Source organism: Micromonospora sp. C97 (genome assembly GCF_018070385.1).
GTDB classification, from domain to species: domain Bacteria; phylum Actinomycetota; class Actinomycetes; order Mycobacteriales; family Micromonosporaceae; genus Micromonospora; species Micromonospora parva.
Window position 1 is genome coordinate 1 of record NZ_JAGPXU010000048.1, and the last position, 15,465, is coordinate 15,465.

16 protein-coding genes are annotated in these 15,465 nt (G+C 72.9%); 10 read left to right on the forward strand and 6 right to left on the reverse strand.

Translation table 11 applies throughout. From position 1 onward, the window contains the following. Positions 1–227: 227 nt before the first annotated feature. The 4 genes from KBX26_RS31530 (at position 228) to KBX26_RS31545 (ending at position 1,794) form a co-directional block, all read left to right on the forward strand. Positions 228–662 carry a phage holin family protein gene (locus KBX26_RS31530; RefSeq protein WP_030338239.1) on the forward strand — a complete coding sequence of 145 codons (435 nt, stop codon included), beginning with the start codon at positions 228–230 and terminating at the stop codon, positions 660–662. After that, positions 659–1,033 (forward strand): DUF3618 domain-containing protein, encoded by a 375-nt coding sequence (locus KBX26_RS31535; protein WP_030338237.1) that lies wholly within the window; start codon positions 659–661, stop codon positions 1,031–1,033. The genes KBX26_RS31530 and KBX26_RS31535 overlap by 4 nt, the downstream gene beginning before the upstream one ends. Beyond that, positions 1,030–1,302, forward strand: coding sequence for a DUF4235 domain-containing protein (locus tag KBX26_RS31540; RefSeq protein ID WP_030338235.1), 273 nt, complete (start codon positions 1,030–1,032; stop codon positions 1,300–1,302). The genes KBX26_RS31535 and KBX26_RS31540 overlap by 4 nt, the downstream gene beginning before the upstream one ends. A 288-nt stretch (positions 1,303–1,590) precedes the next feature. Beyond that, positions 1,591–1,794: a cold-shock protein gene (locus KBX26_RS31545; protein WP_030338233.1), complete on the forward strand. Its 204-nt coding sequence runs from the start codon at positions 1,591–1,593 to the stop codon at positions 1,792–1,794. Positions 1,795–1,915: 121 nt separating this feature from the next. On the opposite strand, the gene KBX26_RS31550 is transcribed toward KBX26_RS31545, so the two are convergent. Both KBX26_RS31550 and KBX26_RS31555 read right to left on the reverse strand, forming a co-directional pair. Next, entirely contained in the window at positions 1,916–2,107 is a 192-nt protein-coding gene (locus tag KBX26_RS31550; RefSeq protein WP_030338231.1) for a hypothetical protein, read from the reverse strand. An 88-nt stretch (positions 2,108–2,195) separates the two neighbouring features. Next, positions 2,196–3,179, reverse strand: coding sequence for an aldo/keto reductase (locus tag KBX26_RS31555; protein WP_210867079.1), 984 nt, complete (start codon positions 3,177–3,179; stop codon positions 2,196–2,198). A gap of 83 nt (positions 3,180–3,262) precedes the next feature. On the opposite strand from KBX26_RS31555, the gene KBX26_RS31560 reads away from it, so the two are divergent. Both KBX26_RS31560 and KBX26_RS31565 read left to right on the forward strand, forming a co-directional pair. After that, on the forward strand, positions 3,263–4,057 hold the full coding sequence (locus KBX26_RS31560) for a trans-aconitate 2-methyltransferase (protein ID WP_210867080.1): 795 nt from the start codon (positions 3,263–3,265) through the stop codon (positions 4,055–4,057). Beyond that, the gene (locus KBX26_RS31565) at positions 4,054–5,076 is read left to right on the forward strand and encodes an adenosine deaminase (RefSeq protein ID WP_210867081.1); all 1,023 of its coding nucleotides are present in this window, start codon (positions 4,054–4,056) and stop codon (positions 5,074–5,076) included. The genes KBX26_RS31560 and KBX26_RS31565 overlap by 4 nt, the downstream gene beginning before the upstream one ends. A gap of 250 nt (positions 5,077–5,326) precedes the next feature. Here KBX26_RS31565 and KBX26_RS31570 read toward each other — a convergent pair whose 3' ends face one another. Next, a complete protein-coding gene (locus KBX26_RS31570) occupies positions 5,327–6,730 on the reverse strand; it encodes a HAMP domain-containing sensor histidine kinase (protein WP_030338223.1) in 1,404 nt (467 codons plus the stop codon). 29 nt (positions 6,731–6,759) lie between these two features. Beyond that, positions 6,760–7,449, reverse strand: coding sequence for a response regulator transcription factor (locus KBX26_RS31575; protein WP_030338220.1), 690 nt, complete (start codon positions 7,447–7,449; stop codon positions 6,760–6,762). A gap of 73 nt (positions 7,450–7,522) precedes the next feature. Between KBX26_RS31575 and KBX26_RS31580 the strand changes: the two genes are divergently transcribed. Then, positions 7,523–8,443 carry an ADP-ribosylglycohydrolase family protein gene (locus tag KBX26_RS31580; RefSeq protein WP_210867082.1) on the forward strand — a complete coding sequence of 307 codons (921 nt, stop codon included), beginning with the start codon at positions 7,523–7,525 and terminating at the stop codon, positions 8,441–8,443. 474 nt (positions 8,444–8,917) lie between these two features. Here the strand turns inward: KBX26_RS31580 and KBX26_RS31585 are convergent, their stop codons facing one another. Next, on the reverse strand, positions 8,918–10,087 hold the full coding sequence (locus KBX26_RS31585; RefSeq protein ID WP_210867083.1) for a DUF1775 domain-containing protein: 1,170 nt from the start codon (positions 10,085–10,087) through the stop codon (positions 8,918–8,920). A gap of 188 nt (positions 10,088–10,275) precedes the next feature. Here KBX26_RS31585 and thrS point away from each other — a divergent pair, with 188 nt between their 5' ends. Beyond that, positions 10,276–12,285 (forward strand): threonine--tRNA ligase, encoded by a 2,010-nt coding sequence (thrS, locus tag KBX26_RS31590; RefSeq protein WP_030338214.1) that lies wholly within the window; start codon positions 10,276–10,278, stop codon positions 12,283–12,285. Positions 12,286–12,575: 290 nt separating this feature from the next. Here thrS and KBX26_RS31595 read toward each other — a convergent pair whose 3' ends face one another. Further along, complete coding sequence (locus KBX26_RS31595; protein ID WP_030338212.1) at positions 12,576–13,304, reverse strand: D-Ala-D-Ala carboxypeptidase family metallohydrolase; 729 nt, start codon at positions 13,302–13,304, stop codon at positions 12,576–12,578. 175 nt (positions 13,305–13,479) lie between these two features. Between KBX26_RS31595 and KBX26_RS31600 the strand changes: the two genes are divergently transcribed. Further along, the gene (locus KBX26_RS31600; RefSeq protein ID WP_209444630.1) at positions 13,480–13,992 is read left to right on the forward strand and encodes an HIT domain-containing protein; all 513 of its coding nucleotides are present in this window, start codon (positions 13,480–13,482) and stop codon (positions 13,990–13,992) included. A gap of 245 nt (positions 13,993–14,237) precedes the next feature. Continuing rightward, positions 14,238–15,296 (forward strand): aldo/keto reductase, encoded by a 1,059-nt coding sequence (locus KBX26_RS31605; RefSeq protein ID WP_030338208.1) that lies wholly within the window; start codon positions 14,238–14,240, stop codon positions 15,294–15,296. Positions 15,297–15,465 lie beyond the last annotated feature (169 nt).

Consider the following 15,465-nt stretch of genomic DNA (forward strand, 5'->3'; position numbering starts at 1 on the left):
GGGCGGGGGCGGGGAGCGCGCCGGGTGAGGGGTCCGTTCGGGGAGGTTTGGTCGGGCTTGGGTGGGGGATGTGCTGCCGGACGTCTCTGGCGTGATCGCGGCGGCTGTGGCCGCGTATCGGCGGCGCGGCGTGCGGACAACACCGACGGTGCGCCACTTGGCGCGCTTTAGGATTGACGAGCGGCGACTCCGGGCATACAGCGCGGTGATGAGGAAAGGAGGACAGCATGGCTGACGTGGCGAAAGCCCGCACATCCCAGAATGGGAGCGAGCCCTCCACCGCCGAGTTGGTGCAACGAGCCACCGAGCAGATCTCCCGCCTCGTGCGGGACGAACTGACGCTGGCCCGAGCGGAGTTGACCCAGAAGGGTAAGCACGCGGGCATCGGGATCGGCCTGTTCGGCGGCGGCGGCGCGCTCGCGTTCTTCGGCCTGGGTGCGCTGGTCGCCACGGCGATCCTGCTGCTCGACCTGGTGTTGCCCGCCTGGGCCGCGGCGCTGATCGTGGCGGTGGCCTGCTTCCTGGTGGCCGGCATCCTCGCCCTGGTGGGCAAGAAGCAGGTCAGTCGTGCCGTCCCGCCGGTCCCGGCGGCCACGGTCCGCAGCCTCCGGGCAGACATGGACACCGTCACCGCCGCGGTGAAGGACAGGGGGCGGCAATGACCGGCAACGGGACCGGCGACACGGAGGCGCTGCGCGAGGAGATTCGTCGCACCAGGGTCGAGCTGGGCGAGACGATGGAGGCGTTGGCCGCCAAGGCCGACGTCAAGGCGCGTCTCAGGGAGTCCGCCGAGCAGGCCAAGGAGCGGATGCGTGAGCAGGCGGCACAGACCGTCGCCCGGGTCCGCGGGCAGGCCGTGCGGGGCGCGGGGATGGCGCGGGCGCGGGCCCACGAGAAAAGCGAGTTGGTACGCGCACAGGCGTACGACAAGGGCGAGTTGGTGCGCCGCAACCCGATGCCGTGGGCGGCCATCGCGGCCGGTGCGGTGGCCACCGTTGTGGTGTTGATGATCGTGCGGGGGAGGCGTAGGTGAGTAAGAGCATCGGCAGGGTCGCGTACCGGCCGGTCGGCGTGTTGATGGGCATCGCCGCGGGGGCGGTGGCCGGGGCGATCTTCCGGCAGGTCTGGAAGGTCACTGCGGGCGACGGTGAGGCGCCCAACGCGACCGACGAGGATCGCGGCTGGGGCGAGATCCTGGCGGCCGCGGCATTGCAGGGCGCCATCTTCGCGGTCGTCCGGGCCGCCGTGGACCGGGGCGGCGCGGTCGGCGTACGCCGGATGACCGGCAGCTGGCCGGACTGACCAGACAGCGACGTCAGCCCCCTTCCCGCATCGATGGGAAGGGGGCTTTCGCATGGCATCACCCGCCACCCGGCACGCCTGAGGCATCCGTCAGGTCACATGTCGGAGAAATTCGTCGGAGAGGTCGTGACAGACTTTTTGCGTCCGTGATTTGCTGGTCCCCGCTGTTGCGAGATGGCGTGGGTTGAGAGAAGTCTCCTTCGTGGGGCCGCCTCAGGCACCGCTGCTCAAAAACGGCCAATCGGCCGGACGGCGTGCACGGCCGCCAGTTTTTAGAGGGAGATACACATGGCTCAGGGAACCGTGAAGTGGTTCAACGCTGACAAGGGCTTCGGCTTCATCACCGTCGATGGTGGGGGTGCTGACGTGTTCGTCCACTTCTCGGCCATCCAGACCAGCGGCTACCGCTCGCTGGAGGAGAACCAGCGGGTGGAGTTCGAGATCGCGCAGGGTCAGAAGGGCCCGCAGGCCGAGCAGGTCCGTCCCATCTGAGTAGGACGGCCGGCCCCCGCCGGCCAGTGGGACGATCCGGCCCAAGGGTAACTGTGCAGCCCCGCATCCCATCGGGATGCGGGGCTGCACACGTGTTCGGGCTCCCCAGTGGAGCGAGCGCTCAGCGTCGACGCGAGCGCAGACCGAGCCAGAGCACCACCAGCCCGGCCAACGCCACGAGCGGACCGACCACCGCCCAGATCTTCTGGTCGGTCATCACGCTGCCGTCGACGTAGCCGAGGCCCTGGACCGTCCACACCGCGCCGATCACCACGGCCAGCAGGCCGAGGGTGAGCGGAAGCCAGCCCCTCATCGCGTCCCCTCTCCGCCGCCCGGGGCGGCACGCCGCCGTCCAGCATCGCCGGCCGGACGGTGCGACGCGAGCATCCCGGGCGCGCGGGTCACCACCGGTCGTGCACCTGCGGGCGGATCAGCTCGTCGTAGGCCTCGCGGACGGCTGTCAACTGCTCGTCGGTGAGCGGGGACAGGGCGGCCGCCGCGGCGTTGCGTCGGGCCTGGTCGGCGTCGCGGGCACCGGGGATGACCACTGTGACGCCCACCTGGTCCAGCACCCAGCGCAGTGCGAACTGCGCCATCGTGCGGTCCGCGTCGACCAGCGGGGCCAGCCGACGTACGGCGGCCAGACCCCGGTCGAAGTCGACTCCGGAGAACGTCTCCCCGACGTCGAAGGCCGCGCCGTGCCGGTTGAAGTTGCGGTGGTCGTCGGCGGGGAACTCGGTGTGCTCGTCGTAGCGGCCGGAGAGCAGGCCGCTGGCGAGCGGCACGCGGGCGATGATGCCGACGCCGGCTGCCGCCGCGGCGGGCAGCACCCGCTCCAGGGGCTTGTGGCGGACCGCGTTGAGGATGATCTGGACGCTCGCCACCCCCGGTCGGGCGATCGCGGTGAGGGCCTGGTCGCAGGTCTCGACGCTGACCCCGTACCCGGCGATGGCCTTCTCGGCGACCAGGGTGTCCAAGCCGTCGAAGACCTCGTCGGAGGAGAAGACCACGGTGGGCGGGCAGTGCAACTGGACCAGGTCGAGGGTGTCCATGCCCAGGTTGGCCCGGGAGCGGTCGGTCCACTGCCGGAAGTTGGCCAGGGTGTACGCCTCGGGCCGCTGCTCGACGCGGCGGCCCATCTTGGTGGCGACGGTCAGCCCGGCGTCGGGTCGGGTGCGCAGGAAGCGGCCGATCAGCTGCTCGCTGCGGCCGTCGCCGTACACGTCGGCGGTGTCGAGGAAGGTGACCCCGGCGTCCACGGCGGCGGCGAGCACCGCCATCGCGTCGTCCTCGCTGACGGTGCCCCAGTCGGCCCCGAGTTGCCACGCGCCCAGGCCGACCGCGCCAACGGTCCGGCCGAGCCGGTTGAAGCTGCGCTGTTCCATGCCCCGAGCCTAGTGATCGGGTTGCCACGGTGCCAGGCGAGCCGTACCGTAAACAGTACGCACGTACGGTTTAGGAGGCGATCATGTGGGATCCGACGGCCTACCTGCGCTTCGGCGACGAGCGGTCGCGGCCGTTTCACGACCTCGTCGCCCGGATCCCGGCCGGGCGACCCCGGGCGGTGGTCGACCTCGGCTGCGGCCCCGGCCAGCTCACCGCCACCCTCGCCGAGCGCTGGCCGACGAGCCGCGTGCTCGGCCTGGACTCCTCACCCGACATGATCGAACGGGCCGCGGCCCTCGGCGCGCCGGTCGACTTCGCGGTGGCCGACCTGCGCGACTGGCGTCCGGCCGGCGACGAGGACGTGGTGGTCAGCAACGCGGCGCTGCAGTGGGTCCCCGGCCACCAGGAGCTGCTGCGCCGGTGGGCCGCCGAGCTGCCCGCCGGGGCGTGGCTCGCCATGCAGGTCCCCGGCAACTTCGACGCCGACTCGCATCGCGCCCTGCGGGAGGTCGCCGACCGACCGACCTGGCGGGCCGACGTCGCCCCGCTGCTGCGCGCCGACCCGGTCGACGATCCGGCCGACTACGCGGCGCTGCTGACCGCCGCCGGCTGCGCTGTGGACGCCTGGGAGACTACCTACGTGCACCTGCTACCGGCCCGACCCGCGGCCGAGCACCTGGTGCTGGTCTGGATGGAGGGCACCGCGCTGCGCCCGGTCCGGGCCGCGCTGGACGCCGCCGGCTGGTCCGCCTTCCGGGCCGAGCTGGGGGTACGGCTCGCCGCGGCGTACCCGGTGCGGCAGGGTCAGGTGTACTTCCCGTTCCGCCGCGTCTTCGTCGTCGCCCGCACCGGCGACCATGTTCAGGAGAACCCGTGACCGACCTGCCCACCTTCATCGCCGGCCTGCCCAAGGCGGAGCTGCACGTGCACCACGTCGGCTCCGCCTCGCCCCGGATCGTCGCCGAGCTGGCCGCCCGCCACGAGGGACGCACCCCCGTGCCGACGGACCCGGACGCGCTGGCCGCCTACTTCGAGTTCCGCGACTTCGCGCACTTCATCGAGGTGTACCTGAGCGTCGTGGACCTCATCCGGGACCCGGAGGACGTCTGGATCCTCACCCACGAGGTGGCCCGGGAGCTGGCCCGCCAGCAGGTCCGGTACGCGGAGCTGACCATCACCCCGTACTCGCACGTCCGGCGGGGCATTCCCGCCCCGGCGTTCTGCGAGGCCATCGAGGACGCCCGCAAGCGCGCCCAGGCCGACTTCGGCATCGAGCTGCAGTGGTGCTTCGACATCCCCGGCGAGGCCGGCCTGCCGGCAGCCGAGGAGACGCTGCGCATCGCGCTGGACGAACGCCCGGACGGGCTGGTCAGTTTCGGCCTGGGTGGCCCGGAGATCGGCGTGCCCCGACCGCAGTTCCGGCCGTACTTCGACCAGGCCCGCGCCGCCGGGTTGCGCTCGGTGCCGCACGCCGGGGAGACCACCGGACCGCAGACCGTCTGGGACGCGCTGAACGAGCTGGGCGCCGAGCGCATCGGGCACGGCATCTCCGCCGCCCAGGACCCGCAGCTGCTGGCGTACCTGGCCGAACGGCAGATCGGCATGGAGGTCTGCCCGACGTCCAACGTCCGTACCCGGGCGGTGGCCACCCTCGACGAGCACCCGCTGCCCCGACTGGTCGAGGCCGGGTTGCTGGTCACCATCAACTCCGACGACCCGCCGATGTTCGGCACCACCCTCAACGACGAGTACGCGGTGGCGGCCAGGCTGCTCGGGATCGGCGCCGAGGGCCTGGCCGGGCTGGCCCGCAACGCGGTCACCGCGTCCTTCCTCGACCCCGCCGGTAAGCAGCGGATCCTCGCCGAGATCGACGCGTACCTCGTCACCGCCGGCTGACCCGGTCGCCACTCGGTGGCCGGCCGGGCCGGCGGTGGCGAGCAGGGCGCGCGGCGGGAGCGTGGGTGTGGGGGGACCTGTGGCTCCCGCCGCGCGCGCGGCTCCACCGGCAGTGGGTGCGTGCTGCGCTCGGCCGGTGGAACTGGTGGGTTCGTGCTGTGATCCTGTCAGCCCGCGACCGACGTGAGGCCGTCGTTAACCGCGATCTAAGGAAGACTTGCACCGGCGCACAGCCCGGGTGCCGCCCGGGTCAGTCATCGGTGGGGCGCTGGCGGGGCCACCGGCGTCCGCTGGCCTTCGTGTCCCGCGCGTCGCGGGCCATCCGGCCGACCAGACCGAAGCGGCTGACCTGCCGGGGTGTCGCCTCCGGGTCGGCGAGCAGCATCACCACGCTGGCCCCGCCCAGCCGGGCGCGGTCGATGCTCACCGAGCCGTTGGCCTGCAACGCCACCCGCTTGGCGATGTCCAGGCCGAGCCCGGTCGAGCCCTGGTCACTGGCGCCCCGGCGCAGTGCCCGGTCCGGGTTGGCGATGCCGGGGCCGGCGTCGTCGATCCGGATCGCCACGTAACCGTCGCGCCGGGACACCGCCACCTCGAACGCGGTGCCCTGCGGCGTGTAACGGAAGACGTTGCCGATGACCGCGTCCAGCGCCGCGGCCAGCTCGGCGCGCGGCACCGGCGCCGGGATGCGCAGCTGCGCGCCGGTGACCCGGTGCGGCCGGTTCTGGTCACCGGCCAACGCCGCCCAGAACACCATCCGGTCCCGGACCACCTCGCTGACGTCGCACATCGCCGGCCCGGCCTCGTGCGCCACCGCCTTGCGGGTCGTCTTGATCAATACGTCGATCTCACCCTCCAGGGTGACGATCGCCTGCCGGATCCGCCGGATCCCGCGCAGCCGGTCCAACTCGGCCTGGCTGAACGAACCCACGCTGGTGTCGTCGGACTCCAACGCCTCCGCGTCCAACCGCAGCACCGTCAACGGGGTACGCAGCCGGTGCGACAGGTCGGCCACCAGCTCCCGCTCGTCGGTGCGGGCGGCGTCCAGCCGGTCCGCCATCCGGTTGAAGGCGTACCCGGCCTCGGCCAGCTCGCGCGGACCGGTCGGCTCGACGCGGACGCCGAGGTCCCCGTCGCCGATGGAGAGTGCCGCCTTGACCAGGCCGCGGGTCGAGTCCACCGCGCGGGCGGCGACCCGGTCGACCACCAGCACCGCCGCGCCGACCATCGCCGCACCGACGGCGAACAGCAGCAGCCAGGTGCCACCGGCGCCCTCGCCCAGCGCGGACTCCGGAAGGAACACCTCGACCACTGCCGTCCGGTCACCGAGGACCACCGGGTCGAGCCGGGCCACCCCGCCGTCGACGTCGACGACCACCGACTGGCGCTCGGAGCGGGCCCGCTCCAGGTCACCGCCGCTGGCCCGGCCGGCGGACTCGTCCAGCCCCAACCCGTGCACCACGGGTCGGGTGGGTGCGCCCTCGGCGCTGGCCACGACGGCACGCTCGACGACCACCGGGTCGGTGCTCACCGCCAGCGCGCCGGTCACCAGCGCGCTGCGCCGCGCCGCGTCGGCGATCGCCTCGTCCCGACTCTGTTCCCGCAGACTGAGCCCGAGCGGAATCAGGAACGCGAGCGCCACCAGGCTGCACATGCCGGCGGTGAGCACCGCCAGCGCCGTCCTCAGTCCGGTGCCACCAGCCGGAATCCGACCCCCCGCACGGTGCGCAGGTAGCGCGGCTTCGCCGCGGACTCGCCCATCTTTCTGCGGAGCCAGTACAGGTGAACGTCGATGGTCTGATCCTCGCCGACCGATGGCTGCCGCCATACCTCCTCCAAGAGTTCCCGGCGGGACACTACCCGCCCAGGTCGTGCGGCGAGATACGCCAACAGGTCGAATTCCTTACGGGTCAGCGCCAGCGGCTCCCCGTCGAGCTGGGCGCTGCGCTCGCCCACGTCCACCCGCAGCCCGCCGACGCTGTGCACCGCCGGCTGCACGGACCGACTGGCCCGGCCGGCCCGGCGCAGCACCGTGGTGATCCGCGCGTCCAGGTGCGCCCCGGTGAACGGCTTGACCATGTAGTCGTCGGCGCCGGCGCGCAGCAGCTTCACCACCGACTGCTCGTCGTCACGGGCGGTGGCGATGATGATCGGAATGTCGGTGATGCCGCGCAGCATCCGCAGCGCGTCCGAGCCGTCCAGGTCGGGCAGGCCGAGGTCGAGCACCACCAGGTCGGGTGTCTCCGCGGCGACCCGACGCAGCGCGTCCAACGCCGTACCCACGGCGTGCACGGCATGCCCCCGGTCGGTGAGGGACCGCAGCATCGCGCCGCGTACGACGTGATCGTCTTCGACCAGGAGCACGGAGGCCACGACAAGACCGTACTTGGCCTGGCAAGTTGATCGCGTTGCGACGTGCCTGGCGACCGGGCAAGCTGGTACGACGATGTCGTTCACCCTGTTCGCCGATGCCCGCCTGGCCCTCGCCCGGGACAGCCTCGCCGGTCTCTCCACCGGCGACGCCCTCGGCGCGCAGTACTTCCTGCCGGGGTCGGCGCCGGTGGATGTCGCCGCCGCCGCCCTGCCGCCGGCGCCCTGGGAATGGACCGACGACACCGAGATGGCCTGCTCGGTCCTCGCCCAGTTGGCCGACTCCGGCGGCATCGACCGGGACCGGCTGGCGCTCTCCTTCGCCGAACGGTGCACCCCGCGCCGAGGCTACGGTGCTGGCGCGATGCTGATCCTGGAGCTGATCCGCACCGGCACCCCGTGGCCGCTCGCCGCCGCCTCGGCCTTCGACGGGCAGGGCTCCTGCGGCAACGGTGCGGCGATGCGGGTCGGCCCGCTCGGCGCGTACTTCGCCGATTCGACCGCCCGCGCCGCGGCGCAGGCCCGCGCCGGTGCGGAGGTGACGCACGCCCACCCGGAGGGGATCGCCGGCGCGGTCGCCGTCGCCGTGGCCGCCGCGCTGGCCGCCCGGGCCCGCCTCGACGGGCACCGGCCGGCCCCGGAGCGGCTGCTCGCCGGGATCGGTGCCGCGCTCGACCCGGGCACCGCCGTGCATCGGGGCGTACACCGGGCGGCCGAGCTGCTCGGACGGCCGCTGTCCCGGGTGGTGGCGGCGCTCGGCAACGGCTCCCGGGTGACCGCCCAGGACACCGTCGGGTTCACCCTCTGGGTGGCCGCCACCCACCTCGACGACTATCCGGCGGCCATCGAGACGTGCATCCGGGCCGGTGGGGACATGGACACCACGGCCGCCATCGCGGGATCGGTGGTGGCGGCGTACACCGGCGTCGGCACCCCGGGCGGGGTGCCCGAGTCGTGGCTGGCCGCCCGCGAGCCACTACCCACCTGGCTCCCCTGACCCGAGGCCGCCTTGCCCGCGCGGGCCGCCCTGCGCAGCTGCTCTGACGACGCGGGCTGCCCTGCGCACCGGGGCTGCCTTGCCCGCGCGGGCCGCTCTGACGACGTGGGCTGCCCTGCGCACCGGGGCTGCCTTGCCCGCGCGGGCCGCTCTGACGACGCGGGCTGCCCTGCGCACCGGGGCTGCCTTGCCCGCGCGGGCCGCTCTGACGACGCGGGCTGCCTGCCCACCGGGGTTGCCCTGACGAGGCGGGCTGCCTCTGTGCGCCGGGGCTGCCCTGACGAGGGCGGTGCCCCCTGCTTACCGGGGCTGCGTGCCCGCGCGGGCTGCCCTGCGCAAGATCAACCCGGCTTCCTGTATATCGGGGTGTCCGCGCGGCCCGATTGCCGCGGTTTTCGGAAAGCCGAGTGGATCACCGCCACATCGGGCTGTCCGGGGGGTCGGGATGCCGCGGTTTCCGGGAACCCGAGTGGATCACCGCGATGCCGCGGAAACGGCGGGCTGGGGGTCGGCGGGCTGCGGGTTGGTCCGCGTCGGGTCGGCGGGCTCTGCGGGCTCGGCTGCGTTACCGATTGTCTCGGCGGGCGTCGTGGCGTCGCTCGCGCTGCCACGTGTCGCGGTGGGTTCGGCGCTGCCACGTGTCGCGGTGGGTTCGGCGCTGCCACGTGTCGCGGTGGGTTCGGCGCTGCCACGTGTCGCGGTGGGCTCCGCGCCGCCGCGTGTCGCGGTGGGTTCGGCGCTGCCACGTGTCGCGGTGGGCTCCGCGCGGCCGGTTATCTCGGCCAGGGTCGCGGCGTCGTCGCGCTTCGTGCCCTGGTCCGGGTCGCCGGTCACCTCGGCGAGCGCGGTGGCCTCGTCCGGGCCGCGTCGGCGCCACCGGCTGACCAGCCAGCCGATCGCCGCGCCGCCGCCCAACCCGGCCAGCAGGCCGGCGGCCAGCATCCCGTCGGCGTTGCCGGACTCCTCGCCGGCGCCACCCGCGCGGGTGGCCGGGTCGCCGTCGACGCCGCCGCCCGGGTTGCCGTCGGCACCGTTGCCCCCAGCGGCTGGCGCGCCGGCCGGCGGCGCGCCGTGACCGCCACCGTGTGCGGCCGGTCCGGCGGCGCCCGGGGCCGCCGGGAGCAGGGTGAGCGCCGGGGCCCGCTGCGCGCCTGCGGCGTCCGCCCACCGGACCACGGTCCCGTCGGCGTACGTCTGGACGACCTCGAAGGTGAGCCGCTCGGCCTGCGGCATCGGCCCCATGGAGAGCGCCAACCGGGCCGAGCCGGCGTCGCCCGCACCGACCCGGACCCAGGTCACCGCCGTCGTCACAGTGCTCACCCCGGAGGAGTGGATGCCGGCCAGCGGCTTGTCCAGGGTGCGGGAGCTGATCCGGGGCGCCCAGCCGTCCACCGACATGGGGTAGACCTCGGCGACCGGCGCGTCGGCCGGCAGTCGGACCTCGATCTGCTTGGTGGTGGTGCCGGCCCGCTCCGCCGGGACGGTGAACTCCAGCCGTACCGCGTCGCCCTGCCGGGCCTCGGTCGGGGTGATCGTCACGTCCGCCGCGTACGCCGTGCCAGGCCAGAGCAGCAGCCCGGCGGCGGTCACCGCGGTCGCCGCCACGATCCGCCGCCGACGGCCGTCGCCGTGCGTGCTCCCCATCTCGTGCCCCCATCCGTGTCGACGCAGCCGGCACCGGTTCCGGCCACACCTTCTAGTTCGGCTGCGAGGCGCGAAAGGTTCAACGGCGGCGGTAAGGAAGGTGCCGTTCCCGGTCGGGGACACGGCGACCGATAGCATCGGCAGGAGCCGAGGATCGGCACCGTTTCGTACCGCTTGGAGGAGTCACCGTGTCCGCACCCCGTACCCCCGCCGTGGCCGACCCCGTCGTCGTCGCCGCCGGGACCACGGCGGCCGACGCGGTGGCCGCGGCCGGACTGCCCGCGAACGGCCCCAAGGCGATCGTCGTGGTCCGCGACCCGCAGGGCCAGTTGCGCGACCTGGACTGGTCGCCGGCCGAGGAGACCGTCGTCGAGCCGGTCAGCCTGGACTCGCCGGACGGGCTCAACGTGCTGCGCCACTCCACCGCGCACGTGCTCGCCCAGGCCGTGCAGGACGTCTTCCCCGAGGCGAAGCTGGGCATCGGCCCGCCCATCGAGAACGGCTTCTACTACGACTTCGACGTCGACAAGCCGTTCCAGCCCGATGACCTCAGCAAGCTCGAGAAGCGCATGCAGGAGATCATCAAGTCCGGGCAGCGGTTCCGTCGCCGCCGCTTCGGCAGCCTGGACGAGGCCCGCTCCGAGTTGGCCGACGAGCCGTTCAAGCTGGAGTTGATCGAGGTCAAGGGCGAGGGCCTGGACACCGACGAGGTGATGGAGGTGGGCGGCGGCGAGCTGACCATCTACGACAACCTCGACGCCAAGGAGGACAAGGTCTGCTGGTCGGACCTGTGTCGTGGCCCGCACCTGCCGACGACCCGGCTGATCGGCGCGTTCAAGCTGATGCGCTCCGCCGCCGCGTACTGGCGGGGGTCGGAGAAAAACCCCCAACTGCAGCGGGTGTACGGCACCGCGTGGCCGACCCGCGACGAGCTCAAGGCGTACCTGAAGCTGTTGGAGGAGGCCGCCCGGCGCGACCACCGCAAGCTCGGCGCGGACCTCGACCTGTTCAGCTTCCCCGACGAGATCGGTTCCGGCCTGGCGGTCTTCCACCCCAAGGGCGGCATCATCCGCCGGGAGATGGAGAACTACTCCCGGCAGCGGCACGAGGCCGCCGGGTACGAGTTCGTCAACACCCCGCACATCACCAAGGCGCAGCTGTTCCAGACCTCCGGTCACCTGCCGTACTACGCGGACACCATGTTCCCGCCCATGCAGCTCGAGGGCGCGGACTACTACCTCAAGGCGATGAACTGCCCGATGCACAACCTGATCTTCAGGTCGCGCGGGCGGTCGTACCGTGAGCTGCCGCTGCGGATGTTCGAGTTCGGCACCGTCTACCGGTACGAGAAGTCCGGCGTGGTGCACGGCCTGACCCGGGTCCGGGGCCTGACCCAGGACGACTCGCACATCTACTGCACCCGCGAGCAGATGGCCGGCGAGCTGTCCACGCTGCTCAGCTTCGTGCTCGACCTGCTGCGCGACTACGGCCTCGACGACTTCTACCTGGAGTTGTCGACCCGCGACGACTCGCCGAAGTTCATCGGCGCGGACGAGGACTGGGCGGAGGCGACCGAGGCGCTGCGTACCGCCGCCGCGACCTCCGGCCTGGAACTGGTGCCCGACCCGGGCGGCGCGGCGTTCTACGGGCCGAAGATCTCCGTGCAGGCCCGCGACGCGATCGGCCGGACCTGGCAGATGTCCACCATCCAGGTCGACTTCAACCAGCCGGAGCGGTTCGGGCTGGAGTACCAGGCCGCCGACGGCAGCCGGCAGCGGCCCGTGATGATCCACCGGGCGCTGTTCGGGTCGATCGAGCGGTTCTTCGGGGTGCTCACCGAGCACTACGCGGGTGCCTTCCCGGCCTGGCTGGCGCCGGTGCAGGTGGTGGGCATCCCGATCCGCGAGGACCACACGGACTACCTGCACGGCTTCGTCGCCGCGCTGCGCGCGGAGGGCATCCGGGCCCAGGTGGACGCGGGTGACGACCGGATGCAGAAGAAGATCCGGACGGCCCAGCAGCAGAAGGTCCCGTTCATGGTGATCGCCGGCGACGACGACGTGGCCGCCGGCACGGTCTCCTTCCGCTACCGCGACGGCTCACAGCGCAACGGGGTACCGGTCGCCGAGGCGGTGACCCACGTGCTGGACGTGGTCAGCTCGCGGACCAACATCGGCCCCTCCGCCGCCGCGGAGTAGCGCAACCGCCGCGCGGCCGGTGTGCCGCCGGTGTGCGCCGCGCCTGCCCGCTCGCCGCGCTCGTGGTGCCCGCTCGCGGGTGCTGGCTCGCCGCGCTTGTGGTGCTGGCTCGTCGCATGATCGTGCTCGATCCAGGAAGTAGTGGCCTCCCCGGTGCGGGAGGCCACTACTTCACTGTTCGAGCGCGATCATGGGATGGCGGCCGGGGCCGGCGAGCATGGGCCCGGAGGCCGGGGGCCGCCGATGATGGGTCGGAGGCCGGGGCCGGGGGCCGGGGGCGGTTTCGGGTGTCAGATGCCGCAGTTCGGCGCTGACCAGCCGCCGACCGCCGCCACGTGGGTGTGGTCGTTGTGGTCCGGGTAGCCGGGGCCGAGGATCTGCCCGAAGCCGTGGTAGCGGGCCTGCTGGGCCAGTCGGCAGAACGACGGGGACCCGACCAGGTCCACCCCGTCGCCGTACAGGTGTCGGCTGTTCGACGCGCCCCCGACCGCGCTGTTGCAGGCGTAGCTGCGGAAGCTGCTGCTGATCGCGATGGACACGTCGCCGAGGGCGTGCCGCATGGCCTGGAGTTTCCACATCGACACGAGCGCGTTGAACCGGGCGGTGCTCGCCGACACCGCGCCGCCGGACCAGTCGCTGTTGCACTTGTTCAGCTCGGCGTAGCTGAAGTTGGCCGGGGTGCAGTCGTCGTCCTGGAGGGCGTAGAGCCGGTTGAAGGTCTGTGGGCCGGCGATCCCGTCCGCGGGCAGCCCGTACGCCTGCTGGAAGCGGATCACCGCCGATCGGGTGGCTGGGCCGTACGCGCCGTCCAGGGTGAGCACCGCGCCGTAGCCGGGGTAGCCGGCGACCCGGATCTGGAGTTGCCGGACGTCCTCGCCGGACGCACCCTGGGCCAGGGTGCGGCCCCAGGTGTAGCAGCCGTCCGCCTGGGCCGCGCCGGCGGTGAGGGTGACGCCGACCACTGTGGTGGTGGCGGTCAGCGCAAGTGCCGCGAGGAACCTGCCGAGCCGTCGGAACATGAAGCCCTCCATCAATACATGGAAGTATCTGAGTGCATGGAAGTTTCATGCCTTGCCGTTGATCCGTCAAGAACTTGCAATGCCCGGTTTCCCGACGGCGGTGTCGCGGCGTGTCCACCGGGCTCCGTAGGATCGGCTCGTGACAGGGGCGGAACGGCACACGGACACCGACGGCATGGCGGACGGCCTGGAACGGCTCTGGACGCCGCACCGGATGACCTACATCTCCGGCGAGGACCGCCCGGCCGAGGGCTACGAGAAGCCCACTGGCTGTCCGTTCTGCCGAGGGCCGCAACTCCCCCCGGAGCAGAGCCTGGTGGTGGCCCGTGGCGAGCACGTGTTCGTGGTGCTCAACCTCTACCCGTACAACCCGGGGCACCTGCTGGTCTGCCCCTACCGGCACGTCGCCGACTACACCGACCTGGACGTGCCGGAGACCGCCGAGCTGGCCTCGTACACCCAGACCGCCATGCGGGTGATCCGCAAGGTCAGCAACGCCCACGGCTTCAACCTGGGTATGAACCAGGGCGGGGTGGCCGGCGCCGGCATCGCCGCGCACCTGCACCAGCACGTGGTGCCGCGCTGGGGTGGCGACGCGAACTTCATGCCGGTGATCGGCCGCACCAAGGTGCTGCCGCAGCTGCTCGGCGACACCCGCGACCTGCTCGCCCGCGCCTGGCCGTCCTGACCGTCGCCGGCCGCGTCGGGCTGGCTCGGTGGCGTCCGCGTCGGGTTGGCTCGGTGGCGTCCGCGTCGGGTTGGCTCGGTGGCGTCCGCGTCGGCCCAACTGGTCGGCGCGCAGCAGCGAGGTCAGCTCCGGCCAGCCCGTCGCGTGCGGGCGATCATGCCGCACGGTGACCGTCTCCCTGCGCCCGCGTGTCCGCCCGCCGGATCTGCTACGCCCCGACCCGGCGAAGGTGGCACGATCGGCCGATGGCAGTCACGACACGGATGTTGGGGCGCAGCGGCATCGAGGTCAGCGCCCTCGGCATGGGGTGCTGGGCGATCGGCGGACCCTGGGCGGAGGGCAGTCAGCCGTTGGGCTGGGGCGCGGTCGACGACGACGAGTCGGTGCGGGCCGTTCGTCGGGCACTCGACCTCGGCGTCACCCTGTTCGACACCGCCGACGCGTACGGGGCCGGGCACGGCGAACGGGTGCTCGGCCGGGCACTCGCCGGCCGTCGCGACGAGGCCGTGATCGCCACCAAGTGGGGTTACACGTTCGACGAGGCGAGTCGGCAGGCCACCGGTGAGGACGCGTCGCCCGCGTACCTGCGCGGCGCGGTGACCGCCTCGCTGCGCCGGTTGGGCACCGACCGGATCGACCTGTATCAGCTGCACCTGGCCGACCTGTCGGTGCCGAGGGCGCAGGCGCTGATCGGGACCTGCGAGGACCTGGTGGCCGATGGCCTGATCCGGGCGTACGGGTGGAGCACCGACCGCCCCGACCGGGCCGCCGCGTTCGGGCAGGCCGCCGCCGGTGCCACCGCTGTGCAGCACGCCCTGTCGGTGCTGCGCGACGCCCCCGAGTTGCTGGCCGTGTGCGACAAGTACGACCTGGCCAGCATCAACCAGGGGCCGCTCGGGATGGGGCTCCTCACCGGCAAGTACACGGCTTCGTCGACGCTGCCCCGCGACGACGTGCGAGGGTTGGCGCCGGGCTGGTTGGGATGGTTCCGGGGTGGCCGGCCGGCGCCCGAGTGGCTGCGCCGGGTCGGCGCGGTCCGCGCCGCGCTCACCGCTGACGGGCGCACCCTCGCCCAGGGTGCGCTGGGGTGGATCTGGGCGCGCAGCGGTCGCACCATCCCGATCCCGGGCTGCCGTACTGTCGCCCAGGTCGAGGAGAACGCCGCCGCCCTGCACCGGGGCCCGCTGCCGGGCGACCAGTTCGCCGAGGTGGAGCGCCAGTTGGCGGCCCTGCGCACGGCCGCCCTACGCGACGCCGACCGCCCCCACTGGCCCCGCCCGGCCTACCCCACAGTCCACCCCTAACCCCACCCCACCCACCCTCACCCCACCCTGGCCCTGGCCCCACCCCTGGCCCTGGCCCCGTCGATCTTGCACTTTCTGCAGTGACATATGCCGCGACAGCGACATAAGGACGACAGAAAGCGCAAGATCGCCGCAGGGCAGGGCAGGGCAGGGCAGGGCAGGGCGGGGC

What these genes read in the sequence shown, in the direction of transcription:
- KBX26_RS31595 (WP_030338212.1), bottom strand. Translation starts at nt 13,304, where the DNA reads ATGTTCCGACGGCTCGGCAGGTTCCTCGCGGCACTTGCGCTGACCGCC.
- KBX26_RS31545 (WP_030338233.1), top strand. Translation starts at nt 1,591, where the DNA reads ATGGCTCAGGGAACCGTGAAGTGGTTCAACGCTGACAAGGGCTTCGGC.
- KBX26_RS31585 (WP_210867083.1), bottom strand. Translation starts at nt 10,087, where the DNA reads ATGGGGAGCACGCACGGCGACGGCCGTCGGCGGCGGATCGTGGCGGCG.
- KBX26_RS31530 (WP_030338239.1), top strand. Translation starts at nt 228, where the DNA reads ATGGCTGACGTGGCGAAAGCCCGCACATCCCAGAATGGGAGCGAGCCC.
- KBX26_RS31605 (WP_030338208.1), top strand. Translation starts at nt 14,238, where the DNA reads ATGGCAGTCACGACACGGATGTTGGGGCGCAGCGGCATCGAGGTCAGC.
- KBX26_RS31555 (WP_210867079.1), bottom strand. Translation starts at nt 3,179, where the DNA reads ATGGAACAGCGCAGCTTCAACCGGCTCGGCCGGACCGTTGGCGCGGTC.
- KBX26_RS31580 (WP_210867082.1), top strand. Translation starts at nt 7,523, where the DNA reads ATGTCGTTCACCCTGTTCGCCGATGCCCGCCTGGCCCTCGCCCGGGAC.
- KBX26_RS31550 (WP_030338231.1), bottom strand. Translation starts at nt 2,107, where the DNA reads ATGAGGGGCTGGCTTCCGCTCACCCTCGGCCTGCTGGCCGTGGTGATC.
- KBX26_RS31535 (WP_030338237.1), top strand. Translation starts at nt 659, where the DNA reads ATGACCGGCAACGGGACCGGCGACACGGAGGCGCTGCGCGAGGAGATT.
- KBX26_RS31570 (WP_030338223.1), bottom strand. Translation starts at nt 6,730, where the DNA reads ATGTGCAGCCTGGTGGCGCTCGCGTTCCTGATTCCGCTCGGGCTCAGT.
- KBX26_RS31600 (WP_209444630.1), top strand. Translation starts at nt 13,480, where the DNA reads ATGGCGGACGGCCTGGAACGGCTCTGGACGCCGCACCGGATGACCTAC.
- KBX26_RS31560 (WP_210867080.1), top strand. Translation starts at nt 3,263, where the DNA reads ATGTGGGATCCGACGGCCTACCTGCGCTTCGGCGACGAGCGGTCGCGG.